General features: G+C 60.1%; 16 protein-coding genes. 10 read left to right on the top strand and 6 right to left on the bottom strand.

Annotated features, from left to right (window positions below):
- Positions 1–71 precede the first annotated feature (71 nt).
- Positions 72–248 carry a hypothetical protein gene (locus EOI86_RS24465; protein WP_153811690.1) on the bottom strand — a complete coding sequence of 59 codons (177 nt, stop codon included), beginning with the start codon at positions 246–248 and terminating at the stop codon, positions 72–74.
- Between the two features lie 532 nt (positions 249–780).
- Here EOI86_RS24465 and EOI86_RS05445 point away from each other — a divergent pair.
- Entirely contained in the window at positions 781–1,689 is a 909-nt protein-coding gene (locus EOI86_RS05445; RefSeq protein ID WP_127764089.1) for a LysR family transcriptional regulator, read from the top strand.
- A 129-nt stretch (positions 1,690–1,818) separates the two neighbouring features.
- Here EOI86_RS05445 and EOI86_RS05450 read toward each other — a convergent pair whose 3' ends face one another.
- Positions 1,819–2,526: a hypothetical protein gene (locus tag EOI86_RS05450; protein ID WP_127764090.1), complete on the bottom strand. Its 708-nt coding sequence runs from the start codon at positions 2,524–2,526 to the stop codon at positions 1,819–1,821.
- 205 nt (positions 2,527–2,731) lie between these two features.
- A complete protein-coding gene (locus EOI86_RS05455) occupies positions 2,732–3,280 on the bottom strand; it encodes a hypothetical protein (protein ID WP_127764091.1) in 549 nt (182 codons plus the stop codon).
- 261 nt (positions 3,281–3,541) lie between these two features.
- On the opposite strand from EOI86_RS05455, the gene EOI86_RS05460 reads away from it, so the two are divergent.
- Together EOI86_RS05460 and EOI86_RS05465 are read left to right on the top strand one after the other, a co-directional pair.
- Positions 3,542–4,765, top strand: coding sequence for a hypothetical protein (locus tag EOI86_RS05460; RefSeq protein WP_127764092.1), 1,224 nt, complete (start codon positions 3,542–3,544; stop codon positions 4,763–4,765).
- A gap of 104 nt (positions 4,766–4,869) precedes the next feature.
- A complete protein-coding gene (locus EOI86_RS05465; protein WP_420810084.1) occupies positions 4,870–5,892 on the top strand; it encodes a zinc-dependent alcohol dehydrogenase family protein in 1,023 nt (340 codons plus the stop codon).
- A 53-nt stretch (positions 5,893–5,945) separates the two neighbouring features.
- On the opposite strand, the gene phnE is transcribed toward EOI86_RS05465, so the two are convergent.
- The 3 genes from phnE to EOI86_RS05480 are packed head-to-tail and all read right to left on the bottom strand — an operon-like array spanning position 5,946 to position 8,499.
- Positions 5,946–6,749 carry a phosphonate ABC transporter, permease protein PhnE gene (gene phnE, locus EOI86_RS05470; RefSeq protein ID WP_127764093.1) on the bottom strand — a complete coding sequence of 268 codons (804 nt, stop codon included), beginning with the start codon at positions 6,747–6,749 and terminating at the stop codon, positions 5,946–5,948.
- On the bottom strand, positions 6,727–7,608 hold the full coding sequence (locus tag EOI86_RS05475) for a phosphonate ABC transporter ATP-binding protein (protein WP_205032070.1): 882 nt from the start codon (positions 7,606–7,608) through the stop codon (positions 6,727–6,729). Before EOI86_RS05475 ends, phnE begins: the two co-directional genes overlap by 23 nt.
- A 6-nt stretch (positions 7,609–7,614) precedes the next feature.
- Positions 7,615–8,499: a PhnD/SsuA/transferrin family substrate-binding protein gene (locus EOI86_RS05480; RefSeq protein ID WP_127764094.1), complete on the bottom strand. Its 885-nt coding sequence runs from the start codon at positions 8,497–8,499 to the stop codon at positions 7,615–7,617.
- Positions 8,500–8,806: 307 nt separating this feature from the next.
- On the opposite strand from EOI86_RS05480, the gene EOI86_RS05485 reads away from it, so the two are divergent.
- From EOI86_RS05485 to EOI86_RS05515, 7 genes are all read left to right on the top strand, one after another.
- Complete coding sequence (locus EOI86_RS05485; RefSeq protein ID WP_205032071.1) at positions 8,807–9,961, top strand: alpha-D-ribose 1-methylphosphonate 5-triphosphate diphosphatase; 1,155 nt, start codon at positions 8,807–8,809, stop codon at positions 9,959–9,961.
- Between the two features lie 215 nt (positions 9,962–10,176).
- Positions 10,177–10,977, top strand: a complete 801-nt coding sequence (locus EOI86_RS05490) for a hypothetical protein (RefSeq protein ID WP_127764096.1) — start codon at positions 10,177–10,179, stop codon at positions 10,975–10,977.
- Positions 10,978–11,142: 165 nt separating this feature from the next.
- On the top strand, positions 11,143–11,526 hold the full coding sequence (locus EOI86_RS05495) for a MerR family transcriptional regulator (RefSeq protein WP_127764097.1): 384 nt from the start codon (positions 11,143–11,145) through the stop codon (positions 11,524–11,526).
- A complete protein-coding gene (locus tag EOI86_RS05500) occupies positions 11,523–12,005 on the top strand; it encodes a PaaI family thioesterase (RefSeq protein ID WP_127764098.1) in 483 nt (160 codons plus the stop codon). The genes EOI86_RS05495 and EOI86_RS05500 overlap by 4 nt, the downstream gene beginning before the upstream one ends.
- Before the next feature lie 75 nt (positions 12,006–12,080).
- Positions 12,081–13,253, top strand: coding sequence for an isovaleryl-CoA dehydrogenase (locus tag EOI86_RS05505; protein ID WP_127764099.1), 1,173 nt, complete (start codon positions 12,081–12,083; stop codon positions 13,251–13,253).
- Between the two features lie 146 nt (positions 13,254–13,399).
- Entirely contained in the window at positions 13,400–13,633 is a 234-nt protein-coding gene (locus tag EOI86_RS05510) for a hypothetical protein (RefSeq protein WP_127764100.1), read from the top strand.
- 45 nt (positions 13,634–13,678) lie between these two features.
- Positions 13,679–14,521: a class I SAM-dependent methyltransferase gene (locus tag EOI86_RS05515; RefSeq protein ID WP_161973708.1), complete on the top strand. Its 843-nt coding sequence runs from the start codon at positions 13,679–13,681 to the stop codon at positions 14,519–14,521.
- Positions 14,522–14,593: the final 72 nt, after the last annotated feature.

The following is a 14,593-nucleotide window of genomic DNA, read 5'->3' on the forward strand; positions in this document are numbered from 1 at the left end:
GCAGAAGGGTCCCGAAAGACTAGGGAAATTGCCCGGTGCCGGAATATGCGGCAGCCGTTACGGCAAGATCCTTAGGACGTAACCGGGCGCCCGGTGGCAACGGTCTGACCGAACAAGCCGGTGAAGCTGCGGCCGATGCCCTTGAAGATTTCATGGAAAGTCTCGCTACGGGCCACTCGGGCGCGAGAAATCGCGGCGTCGATCTGTTCCGGGCTGTAGTCCATGCTGGGTTTCGTGATCGTGGTCATAACATCAATCCTTCCATATGCGGCGGGACAGTATATTTCGGCCTTGTCTCCGCCAGGTGAATTTTGCTGCAACTGCGTAAGAAAACCTGGGTTCCGCTCTTCGCCGTTTGCATGATTGAAAGATACTCACGGGCACAGAAAATGTAATGGGTCAAAAATGTAAATGACCTTTGAATACTAGGAACAGATAAGCGGTGACATAATGGTGCGATGCAACAATATTTAATAATGAAATGGCGGTTTTCTGCGGGTTTTGGGATCAAGCCGGATTTCATGAAGTTTTAACGACATCGGCCATTTATCCCCATGCCCTAGCCGTGTTCGATCCATTGTTGCCGAATTTCCGATGCGGGCGGACCGCGGATTGATGAAGTTTTACCCGGTCGGTGCCTGTCTATTAGTTCTTTTTACCTCGTCTCACAGGCATAAAATGTTGGTTGGCCGGCTCGTCTATGCTAATTGTTCATCAAAGCTATGGGTCGTTGTGCCCAAGCGGAAAAAATAATTCGTCGATGGGTGGGATTTCCGGGTCATGGATAACATCAATGAAATGCAGGTCTTCGCGCGCGTCGTGGATACCGGCGGGTTTTCGGCCGCTGCGCGCAGTTTGAGTTTGAGCCCTTCTGCGGTCAGCAAGCAGATTACGCGGCTGGAAGACCGTTTGGGTGTGCGGCTTTTGACGCGCACGACGCGGCGTTTGAACCTGACGGAAGAGGGCGATGCCTTTTATCACCGCGTTAAGCGCATTCTGTCGGATATCGATGAGGCGGAGCAGGCTGTTTCCCTTTCCAAGACCGCGCCGCGTGGTCACCTTAGAGTGACTTGTTCGGTCGCCTTTGGTGAGCATCAGGTCGCGCCGATCATTTCCGAATTCCTGGACCGTTACCCGGAAGTGACGCTGGAATTGATGCTGTCCGACGGCATTGTCGATCTGGTCGAGGAAGGCGTCGATGTCGCGGTGCGCATGGGCAAGCTCAGCAATTCGGCCATGGTTGCGCGCAAGCTGGGTGACAACAAACGTCGCATCTGCGCCGCGCCCGCGTATATAGAGAAGTATGGCATTCCCGAAACGCCGGATGATTTGAACCATCATAACTGTCTGGGTTTCGCCGGGCATCAGTTCCTGAACGAATGGCCCTTCCGCTATCCCGACGGGCGCCGGCAAGCGATCCGGGCGTCCGGCAATTTCGTCGCCAATAACGGCGAGTCGATCTACGACCTGCTGATTGCCGGATTGGGTATCGCGCGCTGCGCGGAGTTCCTGTGCCGGAAGGATATTCGGGAAGGACGTTTGGTCGAAGTGCTGGGCGACTTCCTGGAAGACGAACCCTCGCCGATCCACGCGGTCTATCCCGACCCGCGTCATCTGTCGCCAAAGACTCGCGCCTTCATCGACTATCTGGTCGAAAAGTTCACGCCGGTCCCGCCCTGGGAAAAGTAGGCGGTATACCTGTCAGCGCGGAAAACCATTCTAACAATAGTAAATAGCCTCTCCGGCTGCGAAAGACGGAGAGGCTATTTCGTTACGTGAAAACGGTTTTGGCCTACGCGACCCAGGTTACGGTCCAGGTTACGCTATTGCGCGCCGCCGCTTGAGGCGGGGTACGCCGAATAGGGCGATCAAGCCCGCGGACAACAGCAGGAACGGCGCCGGCAGGGGAACGGTCGAAATTGCGGTCACGCTGTTTATGTCAAAGCGCATTCGTGCGACCGAGCCGTTGATACCATCCGGGTGATCGATGTCGCGGAATTCTAAGGCGCCCTTGAATCCACCCTTCGAGGTTTGGGCGCTCGCCATCGCGATAAGGTCGGCGAGGCTCGGCAAGGCCGGCGGAGTGAGGATCGGATCCGCGCCGGAGTTTTGAACCGGGTCGAGGAATTCGCCATACGTCAGCAGAAGGGTCGTGAAAGTGTGCCCGTTGATGGTAGGGCCCGTCGGCGGCGGATTGACGAAAGAGTAGGATGCACTGAAATCGTTGGAATCCAAGGATGGCGCTAACGGGATTGAGAAGAACGTTGTTTCTGCGAATCTTCCGCCATCGACATAGGCCCAGGTTCTCGTGCCGTCCGAGAAACTCAACAGCGACATGGCGCCGGTGGTATCGTCGAATATGAGCTGTCCCGATATCTCCTGATCGACGGCGAACTCCCCGTCGAGGACGGTCGGTCCGTCCAGTTCGATCGATGTGATCGTGCCGCCGTAGTTTATCCCGACCGCGTAAGCGGATGCCGGGACAAACAGCAACGCCGCAAAGAATGCTGCTAAGATTTTCCTCATCTGACCTCTTCCCCATTAATCTGATACCGTGAGGCTAGGTCAGTTTAGTAACAAGGCAAGCACTAATGTTGATTTATGAACGACGGTTGACGGCATGCGGCCGGTTAAACCATGACGGTTAATGTTTCGCCGATTTTGTCATGGTTTCAGGCGGGAAAATACAGGCCGCCGACCCGCGTGCGGTCCGGTCGCGGTGCCGGCGACGCTACATCGGTTCGGTCACCTTGCGCCCCATTTCCATCACCGCCTCGCGGATCGACAGATCCGGATTGCGGATCATCAGGAATAAGGCGTCGCCCAGGATCGGATCGCTGGTGATGCCGATCTTCTGCAGCAGCGTTTCCATCCGCAGTTCCGTCGTCCGGTCGCACCAGGGCGCGGTGCGGAAATCCCAATACCGGTTTTCCCGTTCCCGCCCGACCGGCCGCCAAGGCATGTCCGGTGCGATCGCCTCGCCGGGACCGATCCGCCAAAGCGGGCAGAAGTCGCGGGAAAACAGAACGCGCGATCCGTCTTCCTCCTCCCAATCCCCGAAGGGAAGCCTTAGCCGCATCGGCAGACAGTCGGCGGCGGGTTTGGCGGGAATGGAAAAGTCCTGGCGTTTGACCGTGGCCTTGCCGGCATCGGTGAACAGCGTGGCGCTTTCCCCGTCGCACCGCAGGATCACCGCGGTGGAGCCGAACCGCGCCTTCAGGCGCGGTGTTCGCAAATGAACCAATCGGCCCGATTGAAGCCCAGAATGCAGGTTGGACATGAAATCCTCCTATCCGCGATACCGGTTCGATTTGAAGCGTGAAACGATTCGACGGGATGCGATAGCGGCATGCATCTGCATTGAAAAAAAGTTTGCGAGGGGGGTGTTCCGATACCAGCATGATGGACGAATACACGGTGTAGTGTTCAATTTGACTGAATCCCGCTAGCCTAGTGACCGGCAGCATTGGGGTGCTGGCCTGGGGAACTCGCCGTCACAGTAGAACACGATCGGCGAGCAAAGTAATTTGGGGGGGGAGCCATGCACGCGAAAGACGATCAGTCGCGGCAATCTTGGATCGATGCGTTTCTCGACATGTCCCGGCATAAGCCGGAAGGGGCGTCGATGTCGGAGGTTCGGTCCTGCATCATCAAGCTGGACGATATCCTGCATCGGAACTGGAAGCTGGGAAAGAACATCATCCTGGCCTGGACGCCATCCCATGAAGGGCTGGATATTCTGATCGTCCCGCATCATTCGATCATCGACTACATCACAAGTCCAAACCGGATCGAGGAAGTCAGCTTCATCTTTCAAATCATATCCGGCCGCAAACAGGTGACGCCGCGCTGGCTGAAACGTATCGCCGCAGCGCTGGGGACCGAGATCGTGAGCGTCGATCTGGGTTTCGCGACCGGGCGCTGGCTGGACGATGAGACGGTGGAAGCCTTGATCCGCCGCTATTCCCTGTCGCACGGGACGGACCGGGCGGTCGCGCTATTCGACGCGGTCGGCTTTTCGCTGCTCAGCCCGTTGGAACAGGTGACACAGCTGAACAGTCTCGCCTATTCGGTGAACTCCGCGCATGCCAAGCTGCGGGACAAGTCGATCACCATTAAATTCGCCAGATCCACGACGGGGGACGGGTTTTATATCTGGAACCGAACATCCAGCCTGCAGGCGAACCGGGATCTGTATCACTTCATGCATCTGATCCTGGCCGACAACGCGATTGCCCAGCGCAAGGCGACCAGTAATTCAGTGCCGAAATTGCGGGCCGCCTTTCATATCGGCGATCATTATGAATTCTATCAATCGGAAGGGTTGAGCCCGACCACCTTCAGCTACATCGTCGGCGACGTGACCATCGAACTGGCGCGGATGATCGAACGGGCTATTCCGGGCCAGATCATCATGGGCGATTTCGACATCACCACCCCGCATCCGCTTACGGGGGAAGATTGGCATCTGGGCACGCGGGAATTTATCGAAACGGCGCAATTGAATCTGGCTGACTTGAACGGCCTGGTCCTCAGCGATGATGAGATTTCCGACATCAAGGTCTATCTGACGGGGCCGCCGGTGAAGGAAGGCGGCTTCGGTATCAACCGCTACCGGATCCAGGACAAGCACGGCAGGTCGCGGTCGGTCTTCAACGCCAAGGTGAACATTTACCGTCAGGCGAAGGACCCGATTTTCCTGGGCATCCAGGACAATCAGCTTGGGCCTTTCCAAACCATCGGGATCGAGACCCTGGCCGGATGAACCTATCCGGCCGGTTTGCCCGGACCGGGTTTGATCCATCTCATTTCCTGCCGCAAAAGCTTCGCTATGCTGCGGATCGCTAAAGGCAGCGGTGGAGCTTGAACATGGCTGAATTGATGAGGGCAATGGTTCTGCGCGACGGCGGAGGCGGGGTTGAGCTGCGGGATGTTACCATCCCCGAACCGGGCCCGGGTCAAGTTCGTATCAAGGTAAATGCCTGCGGGGTATGTCGCACGGATCTGCATGTGGTCGATGGCGATCTTTCCAAACCGCTGTCCAATGTCATTCCGGGTCACGAAGTGGTCGGCACGGTCGAGGCGATCGGGCCTGAGGAGTCGGATGGAACGGCCGGGTCGAAAGGTCACGCCTTGGCAATCGGTGACCGCGTCGGCGTGCCCTGGTTGGGGCATACCTGCGGGCATTGTGACTATTGTCGCGGCCATCAGGAAAACCTTTGCGATACGCCCGGTTTTACCGGCTATACGCTGAATGGCGGCTACGCGGAATTTTGCGTTGCCGATGCCCAGTACGTCTTCCCCTTGCCGGACGAATATGACGATCCGCACGCCGCGCCGCTGCTCTGCGCCGGGCTGATCGGTTATCGGTCTTGGGCCATGGTCCGGGACGCGAAGGTGCTCGGTCTGTATGGGTTCGGGGCGGCTGCCCATATCATTGCCCAGGTCGCCATGGCAAAGGGTGTCGAGATACATGCCTTCACCTCGCCGGGCGACATTCAGGCGCAGGACTTCGCGCGTGGGCTGGGCGCCGTCTGGGCCGGTGGGTCAGACGAGGCGCCTGTGAAGCCGTTGGATGCGGCCATCATCTTCGCGCCGGTCGGCGGGTTGGTCCCCGCCGCCCTGCAAGCCGTGCGAAAAGGCGGCACGGTCGTCTGCGCCGGCATTCATATGAGTGACATTCCCAGCTTTCCCTACAGCATCCTTTGGGAGGAACGCGTGGTCCGGTCGGTCGCCAATCTGACACGCGCGGACGGGGATGAATTCATGGCGCTTGCCGCCGAGGTGCCGATCGAAACGCATGTCCGCCCTTATCCCCTGGCCGAAGCTCAACAAGCCTTGGATGATCTGCGTGCAGGCCGCCTGTCAGGCGCGGCGGTATTGATCCCCTGACCGCGCCGGCCGACGACCCGCATTCGGCGCCGTACATTATTTTATAGGCCATATTATAGAACGCGCGCGCGCAGCCACCCGCTTGCCTGTTCCACCATCAGGACCAGGATGAAAATGGAAATGATGATCATGCAGGCCAGGTCGTAGCTGAAGAAATCCATCGCCACCTTCAATTCGATGCCGATGCCGCCGGCACCGACCAGGCCCAGCACCACCGACGACCGGGTCGCCTTTTCCAGGGCGAACAGGCCGGTGGCGATAAAGCTTGGGATCACCTGCGGGTAGACCGCGCTGAACAGAATGCCGGTGCGCCCGGCGCCCATGGCGGTCAGTGCTTCCTGCGGGCCGTCATCGGCCTCTTCCATCGCTTCGGCGAAGAAGCGGGCACAGAACCCGATTGTATCGATCATGATGGCCAATGTGCCTGCCGCGGGACCCAGGCCGACTGCGATGACGAAGACAAGCGCCCAAATCAGGTCGGGGACGGTTCGGAAAAAGGCGATGAGCCCGCGGAACCCAATTCGCAACAAAGGATGGGGCGCGTGTTTGGCGCTGGCCATCACCGCCAAGGGCAGACTGAAGGCGATGCCCAGAACCGTCCCGACGACGGCCATCTGAAAGGTTTCCAGCAGCGACACCAGCACCGGTGTCAGGCGGCTCAGGTCCGGCGGAAACATCTGGCTGACCAAACGGGCCAGACCGGGGCCGCCGCCGAGGATCTTTTCCCAGGACAATCCCACATGGTTGAAGGACACCAGGACGAAGGCGGCGGCGCCGACGGTCAGTGCGAAGGCCAGCGGGGTGATTTTCCCCATGCGATGGGGCACGCCGTGATCAGGTCCGGTCGTTGCTGTCATAAATCCAATCCAGGTCCTGTTCCCGCAGCCGGGCGGTGGGTTTGTCCTCGACGACAAGGCCGGCCTTCAAGGCGACGACCCGGTCGCCATAGGCCAGTGCGTGTTTCAAGTGGTGGGACGTGAAGATCAGGGTGATGCCGCGTTCGCGCATCAAACGCGCGAAAAGGTCCATCACCTCTTCCGCCGAACTCGGATCCAGGCTGGCGACCGGTTCGTCCGCAATCATGATTTCCGGGCGCTGCATCAAGGCGCGGGCAATCGCCACCCGTTGGGATTGGCCGCCGGACAGCTGGTCGGCGCGTCTGCCGGCCAGATCCGTCAGGCTGACTTGCGCCAGGCAGTCCATGGCTTCTTCCCGCAGTTCCTGGGGCGCCAATGCCTGGTGACAGGCGCGCAGGGCGCCGGCGCGGCCGTGGGCGCCGTGGATGACGTTGGACAGAACGGATAGGCGGGTCGACAGATTATGGCGCTGGAAAACGAAACCGATCCGGCTTCTCAATCGCCTGAGACCCGCACGCCGAAGCGACATGACGTCTTCGCCTAACAGCGAGACGGACCCCTCACTTGGCTCCAGCAATCTTGGCAGGCATCGCAGCAGCGTCGATTTGCCGGCGCCGTTCGACCCCAGAACGGCAACCGCTTCGCCATCGGCGATGACGAGCGAAACACCTTTCAGGATTGCCGGCGATCCACGCCCGCCGAAGCGCAAGACCAACCTGTCGACGGCACAGACGGTAGCGGGCCGGTCGGCGGGCACTTCCGTCACAACGGGGCCGGGGATGAAGTTGCACTCCACCCCCGATGCTTCCGGTATGCCCGGTTCGACCGGCCTGGACCGGGTTGCGGTTGACTCGGACACGGCGGCCTAGTTGCCGACGAAGGAGTTGAACTTGTCCACACCGATGGTCGAGTACATCGACCGGACATAGTTGTAGTCCTTGTCCTCGATCGTAGCCAAGAAATGCCCGCCCAGATATTTCTTGTTGTCGTCGCCTTTGACGACCTGCGCCATCAGATCCTTGCCATGCTCAATGAAGGTGGTGCGGATTTTGTCGAACATCTCTGCCGACACATGCTTGCCCGCGATCAGAATGTCGTTGGGCAGGTCTCGGCCGCGCGCGACGACGGTGAAGGCATGGTCCGGAAAAGCCTTCCGGATTATATTGAGATGACCGAAGTTCATACCGACCGCCTGAAGGTCGCCGCGGATCATCGCTTCGACGGCGACGTTTCGCGAAATGATCTGCGGTGCGTAGTCCTTGTTATAGACAAGGCCCATATCGGCCAGGGCCTGGGCCGGACCAAGATGCTGGCTGGTCGAGCCGACTGAGCCGAAGGAAACCTTCTTGCCGCGCAGGTCTTCGACGGTCTTGATCGGTCCGTCGGCCATGACGACGATCTGCGCGAAATAGTCAGGCCGCTGCCAGCCGACCACCACCTTGGCGTCTGTGCGGGACTTGAAGACGACATATTCCGCCGGGCCGGTCAGGACAAAGTCGATATGTTCGGAACTCAAAGCTTCGACCGCGGCGGTGCGGCTGTTGACCGGGAAGAATTCAACGTCGTACCCGGTGAGCGCGCTGAGCTTGTCGCGGAACGGGCCGAACTCGGTCTGCAGCGCTTCCAGTCCCTCGACATCGGTAACGGCGAAGCGGATCGTCTCGGCCGCGCTGGCGGCCGTGGCGGTCAGGGCAATCGCCGTGGCGGCAAGCGCGCCGGCGGCGGCGGAAACAAAACGGCGTCTATTCATCGTGCAGGTCCCTTAAAGGTGAATCGGATTCGATGCCGCCGTTTCGATTCTCCAGCGGCATGGTTGGCTTTGAACCAGGTGGCGGGCAGGGCGCGTCACGCCCAACCCGGTCCGCCTTTTCATGGCGTGTGAGGATGGGGCTGGTGTGCGGCAACGGCGTTTCGGAAATGTTTCGGAACGGCGAACAACCGAAGAAGGTTTTGTTTCAACGGCCCGAATAGGCCCGTCGGGGCTTGTTGCCCGTCGGCCGGCCGGGATAGAGATGCGGTCCCGGTTGCGCGGCGCGATTGCGGTTTGGAGGATGAGTATGACGACGATAGTGAACGGCCAGGTCCTGTTGCCCAGCGGCGATTTCGCCGAAACCAGCGTTCGTTTGGACGGTGACCATATAGCCGGCTTGGGCGGTGCTTCCGATGGCCGGGAAATCGATGCGACCGGCCTTTGGGTCTTGCCGGGCATGATCGACATTCACGGCGATGCCTTCGAGCGCCAGATGATGCCGCGCCCGGGCGTCCATGTGGACCATGCCATTGCCTTCATGGATACCGACCGGCAGTTGGTGTCCAACGGCATCACGACGGCTTTCCATGGCATCACTTATTCCTGGGAACCGGGACTGCGTGGCGCGGAGCAATGCCGCAGCGTCCTGGATGCGATTGAGGAATTGCGGCCGTCCTTCGGCTGCGATGCGCGAACCCATCTTCGGTGGGAGACCTATAACCTCGACGCGGTGGAAGAAGTGGCGGAATGGATCGCGGCGGGGCGGATCGACCTGCTGGCCTTCAACGATCACGCGCCCACCATCCTTAAGCGCGTCCTCAGCCCCGAGAAGAAGAAGCTTGGCGAATATACCGGCCGGACCGGTTTGACCGAGCAGGACTTCGTCGACCTCGCCAAGCGTGTCGCGGCGCGCAAGGACGATGTGCCGGGCGCGATCGAACGCCTGGCCGCCGCGGCGGTGAAGGCCGGTGTGGCTCAGCTTTCCCACGACGACACGACGGCGGAGACGCGCGGCTGGTACAACGGGCTGGGTTGCACGGTGGCGGAATTCCCGATGACCGACGAAGCTGCCGACGAAGCCTTGCGGCTGGGCAACCCCATCGTTCTCGGCGCGCCGAACGTGATGCGCGGGGGCAGCCATAATGGGTCGCTCGACGCTGCGGTAAATGTCGCGGCGGGACGGTGCGATATTCTGGCCAGCGATTATTACTATCCCAGCATGTTGGCCGCGGCTTTCCGGCTGGTGCGGGACGGGCGCTGTTCCTTCCCGGAAGCCTGGGCGCGTGTCAGCCGGAATCCGGCCCTGGCCGCCGGGCTTTCCGATCGCGGTGAAATCGCGCAGGGGGCACGGGCGGATCTGGTTCTCGTCGATCCGGAAACATCGGCCGGTCCGCAGGTGCGCGCGACGATCGCCGGTGGCGCAATTGTCTATGACAGCGGCCCGGCCCGGAACGGGATTTAAATCCGGCATGTGAAACCGGCATGTGAAACCGGGATGTGAACAGGACGCTGTATCGATTGATTTTGTTAACAGTCGTTCAAAAGGACGGTCGAATATGCAACGCCCGTGTATGAGCGCCCCCTATTGGAGGAAACGTGCATAACCTATACTGGTCCGGTCGTTTCTAAAAATGTGTCGTCAATTCTTCGATTGTTTAAGCCTTAGGGGAGGCATCCATGCGTATCGCTTTCAAAACCTTCGCCGCAGCCGCTGTCCTCAGCGCGTCGGTGTTCGGATACACCGCTGCCAACGCGGCATCGCTGGTGATCCTCGGCCCGCCGGACTTGCAGCGGGAACTTGATGTGAACAACAACAAGCCCGGGATCGCACACTTCAATCCGGGGCCCGGCACGGGCTCTGTCCTGTCGCAGATCGATAGTTTCATCGATACCGGCAGCACGGACCGGACGCTGAACAACGAAACCCTGAACATCTTCAATTCCAGCAGCAACGGCCAAAACCGCGGCTTGGCCATCGATGGTCTGGCGGGGTTGTCCTCGGTCACCATCCAGTTCACGTATTTCGGATCCGAAGCCGGGTACTTCAATCTGGCATTTCAGGACAGCAACGGTGGGTTCGATCTGATTTTCGATGAGACCGCCGCGATCGGCGCCACGACCCAACGCACTTTTTCGGTGGCTGATCTTGGGGCCGCGCCCGCTTTGCTGCCATTCGTCTTCCGCACCTCGCAAGGCGCGCAGGAAGCCAGCAACACCGGCGATATCGACGGGCAGTTGGAAATGGCTTTCCTGAACGTCATTGACGAAAACGCGCTCGGCTTCGCCGATGGGTCGACGATTGCTTTCTTCGGCGATGGCGGCGGCGGTTTCGACAAGGATCTCGATGATCTGGTCATCGGGATCGGTGTTGCCAGCGTGACCGCAATCCCGGTTCCGCCGGCCGCGGTCCTGCTGTTGACCGGCTTGTTCGGCATCGGCGCGCTGAAGCGCATGCGCCGTGGCGGCATGACAGCTTAAGAACTGCTCAGCGCGGCGTCATCCGCCGCGCCGCAGGTTTCCAAAATCGCGCTCGGTCATCCAGACCGGGCGCGTTTTTTTTGCCCGCCACCCGCTATTGCCTCGCAAATGGACTTACGTTAACGTAAACGTAAATCAGCGCAAGATAACCGCGAACAGCAGGTCATGTCCCAAACCTATACCATCCGTGAACTGGCCGACGCCTTCGACGTGACGACGCGGACGATCCGGTTCTATGAGGACGAGGGGTTATTGAGCCCGCTGCGGGACGGCCAGAACCGGATATTCCGATCCCGCGACAGGGTGCGTTTGAAACTGATTTTGCGCGGCAAGCGTCTTGGATTCACGCTGGCGGAGATCAAGGAAATCGTCGGTATGTACGACGCGCCGCCGGGCGAGTCCGGTCAATTGACCCTGTTCATCGAAAAGCTGCGGGAACGCCGCGCGGAGCTTGAGGATAAGCGCCGCGACATCGACGAGACCTTGGCGGAACTCGACGCGCTGGAAGAGCAGAGCGTCGCGCGGTTGAAGGAGCTGACCGCCAAATGACCCCTGCAAAACCGACTTTCGCGCCGAAGAACCCCGATTTCGAAACCCGGGTGCGGGACAGTTTCAACCGCCAACCCTTCATGCATCACTGCAACATCACCATGCCGGTCGTCGAACCGGGTTATGTGGAAATGCGGGTCGATCACGACCATGCCTTGACCCAGCAGCACGGTTTCCTGCATGGCGGGATGGTCGGCACCGTGGCCGATTGCACGGCGGGTTATGCGGCCTTTTCCCTGATGCGGGCCGAAGACTCGGTCATCACGGTGGAGTATAAGATCAACATGCTGGCCCCGGCGCATGGCAGGACGATGCTGGGCCGTTCGCGGGTGATCCGCGCGGGCGGCAGTCTGATGATCTGTCAGTCGGACCTTTACGTGCTCAATGGGGCGGGGGACGCGGCGACGGAGAAGCATTGCGCAACGGCCCTGGTGACGTTGATGGTGCTGAAGGACACGCCGGACGCGCCGCCGGAATAACCAGGCGGCGTGCCGAAAACTGAATGATGAGGCGCGGGGCGGCTGAACGCCCCGCCGGAGGAAACGGAGCAAATCATGATCGCCAACGATTATCCCAGCCTGAACTTCAACCTCGGTGAAACCGCGGACATGCTGCGCGATGCCGTCCGCTCCTTCTCGGCGGATGAGATCGCGCCGCGGGCGGAAGAAATCGACCGCACCGACCAGTTCCCGATGGACCTTTGGAAGAAGATGGGGGACCTCGGCGTGCTTGGCGTGACGGTCGAGGAGGAATACGGCGGCGCGGCCATGGGCTATCTGGAACATGTCGTCGCGATGGAGGAAATCAGCCGGGCGAGCGCTTCGGTAGGCCTCAGCTATGGCGCGCATTCCAACCTCTGCGTTAACCAGATCCGCCGCAACGGGACGGAGGATCAGAAAAAGCGCTATCTGCCGAAGCTGATCTCCGGCGATCATATCGGCGCACTGGCCATGTCGGAACCGGGCGCGGGGTCGGACGTCGTTTCCATGAAACTGCGGGCTGACAAGAAGGGCGATCGCTACGTCCTGAACGGCAACAAGATGTGGATCACGAACGGGCCGGATGCCGATACGATGGTGATCTATGCCAAGACCGATCCGGATGCCGGGCCGCGCGGGATGACCGCCTTCCTGGTCGAGAAAACCTTCAAGGGTTTCTCCGTTGCCCAGAAGCTCGACAAGCTCGGCATGCGCGGAAGCCACACCGGTGAGTTGGTTTTCGAGGATTGCGAAGTGCCTGAAGAAAACGTGCTCGGCGAGGTTGGCCGCGGCGTCAACGTACTGATGTCCGGCCTCGACTATGAACGCGCGGTGCTGGCGGCCGGCCCGACCGGCATCATGCAGGCCTGCATGGATATCGTCGTGCCTTACTTGCACGAACGAAAGCAGTTCGGTAAAGCCATCGGCGAATTCCAGCTGATGCAGGGCAAGCTGGCGGATATGTACACGACGATGAATGCCTGCAAGTCCTATGTCTACATGGTGGCGCAGGCCTGCGACCGGGGTGAGACGACCCGAAAGGATGCAGCCGGGGTCATTCTTTATGCGGCGGAAAAAGCCACTTGGATGGCCCTTGAAGCGATTCAGACGCTGGGTGGAAACGGTTATATCAACGAATATGCGACCGGCCGTTTGCTGCGCGATGCCAAGCTTTACGAGATCGGCGCGGGCACCAGCGAAATCCGCCGGATGCTGATCGGCCGTGAGTTGTTTAACGAAACGGCCTAGCGCCAATTTTCTTGGCGCGCACCCAGCCCGCTCCCCCTGTCTGCCACCCACAGAATGGTAAGCCTAGGTGGTTGCAAGGGCGAGGGGGCGAAACCGGTTTTGCAATGTCATAGGAGGTCGGGCGGCGACAACCGCCCCAGCCAACAATGCGTAACACATCAGTTAGTTTGTTCGACTTCTTCGAAATGGCCTTTGGTCTCATCGGCTTCAGCCGAACCACCGGGCTAAGGCTGGGCGATGCGGCGTCACCGGCGATGCCAAGGGGCGGGATGCGGCAGACCGCCGGACCGGCCAATGAAAATGGTGTCCGCGGTCTGACCCCGATCGTATCGATGGCGGTTTCCGTCTGTCCGGTCTCCCCGGTCGTGAAACGCACCTGATAGGACCGTTGTTTGAACGGCAACAGGCAGTCTGGAAGGATGCGAATGACGAAGGAACGTGAAGCGGATATCGCGGGCCACTACACGGATGGCGCTTTATTTGAGCGGCTGTGTGCCCTTCTTGCGACGGACGGCGCGGACCCGAACCACCCGACACTTGCCGACCTGGCCCCGTACGACCAGTTCCATGGCCGCGCCTTCGAGGCGACACGGGAACTTGCCGATCTTTTCGATCCCGGTCCGGGGGGACATCTTCTGGATATCGGCTGCGGCATCGGCGGCCCGGCCCGCTATCTGGCGGATCGCTACGGCTGCCGCGTTACCGGCATAGACCTGACGGAAGAGTTCATCGACGTGGCGCGGCGGCTGACCGATCTGGTCGGGATGGCCGACCGTGTATCCTTCGAATTGGGAAATGCGTTGGCGATGCCGTTCGACGATGACAGTTTCGACGGGGCCTTTTGCATGAATGTCTCGATGAATATCGAAGACAAGGACGGGTTCTACCGGGAAACGCTTCGTGTCTTGCGGCCCGGTGCCCCCTTGGTCCTGTCCGAATTGGCGAGCGGGAATCCGGCCGCGATAGAGTATCCGACCCCCTGGGCGGATACCGAAGCGGCGAGTTTCCTGGTGAGTGTGGAAGATACGGTTTCCGGGCTGCAGGCGGCCGGGTTTCACGTCGAGAATGTCAGGGACGCGACCGAAGCGAATTTGGAATTCGGTAAACGCAGCAAGGCAATGCTGGATCGCGGTGAAAAGCCGCCCCATCGGGGCGTTCATCTAATTCACGGTCCGGCCTTGGCGAAGGTCGCGACGGCGAATACCGCCAAAGGGATCATCAGTGGAAATCTAGTTCCGATCGAGGTGCTCTGCCGCAAGGAGGTCTGATCGCGACAGAGCACCTGATGGAACCGGCGCCGGGAGGGACTAGGCGCCGGTCTTGGGGGCCCGGTGTCGTTG

Source organism: Hwanghaeella grinnelliae, from assembly GCF_004005845.1.
Classification (GTDB): Bacteria; Pseudomonadota; Alphaproteobacteria; order UBA8366; family Aestuariispiraceae; genus Hwanghaeella; species Hwanghaeella grinnelliae.

Excerpts from the sequence above, each read along its gene's own strand:
- EOI86_RS05445 (WP_127764089.1), top strand. The coding sequence starts at position 781 with ATGGATAACATCAATGAAATGCAGGTCTTCGCGCGCGTCGTGGATACC.
- EOI86_RS05460 (WP_127764092.1), top strand. The coding sequence starts at position 3,542 with ATGCACGCGAAAGACGATCAGTCGCGGCAATCTTGGATCGATGCGTTT.
- EOI86_RS05505 (WP_127764099.1), top strand. The coding sequence starts at position 12,081 with ATGATCGCCAACGATTATCCCAGCCTGAACTTCAACCTCGGTGAAACC.
- EOI86_RS05500 (WP_127764098.1), top strand. The coding sequence starts at position 11,523 with ATGACCCCTGCAAAACCGACTTTCGCGCCGAAGAACCCCGATTTCGAA.
- phnE (WP_127764093.1), bottom strand. The coding sequence starts at position 6,749 with ATGACAGCAACGACCGGACCTGATCACGGCGTGCCCCATCGCATGGGG.
- EOI86_RS05455 (WP_127764091.1), bottom strand. The coding sequence starts at position 3,280 with ATGTCCAACCTGCATTCTGGGCTTCAATCGGGCCGATTGGTTCATTTG.
- EOI86_RS05515 (WP_161973708.1), top strand. The coding sequence starts at position 13,679 with ATGACGAAGGAACGTGAAGCGGATATCGCGGGCCACTACACGGATGGC.
- EOI86_RS05485 (WP_205032071.1), top strand. The coding sequence starts at position 8,807 with ATGACGACGATAGTGAACGGCCAGGTCCTGTTGCCCAGCGGCGATTTC.
- EOI86_RS05480 (WP_127764094.1), bottom strand. The coding sequence starts at position 8,499 with ATGAATAGACGCCGTTTTGTTTCCGCCGCCGCCGGCGCGCTTGCCGCC.
- EOI86_RS05510 (WP_127764100.1), top strand. The coding sequence starts at position 13,400 with ATGCGTAACACATCAGTTAGTTTGTTCGACTTCTTCGAAATGGCCTTT.
- EOI86_RS05495 (WP_127764097.1), top strand. The coding sequence starts at position 11,143 with ATGTCCCAAACCTATACCATCCGTGAACTGGCCGACGCCTTCGACGTG.
- EOI86_RS24465 (WP_153811690.1), bottom strand. The coding sequence starts at position 248 with ATGACCACGATCACGAAACCCAGCATGGACTACAGCCCGGAACAGATC.
- EOI86_RS05465 (WP_420810084.1), top strand. The coding sequence starts at position 4,870 with ATGGCTGAATTGATGAGGGCAATGGTTCTGCGCGACGGCGGAGGCGGG.
- EOI86_RS05450 (WP_127764090.1), bottom strand. The coding sequence starts at position 2,526 with ATGAGGAAAATCTTAGCAGCATTCTTTGCGGCGTTGCTGTTTGTCCCG.
- EOI86_RS05490 (WP_127764096.1), top strand. The coding sequence starts at position 10,177 with ATGCGTATCGCTTTCAAAACCTTCGCCGCAGCCGCTGTCCTCAGCGCG.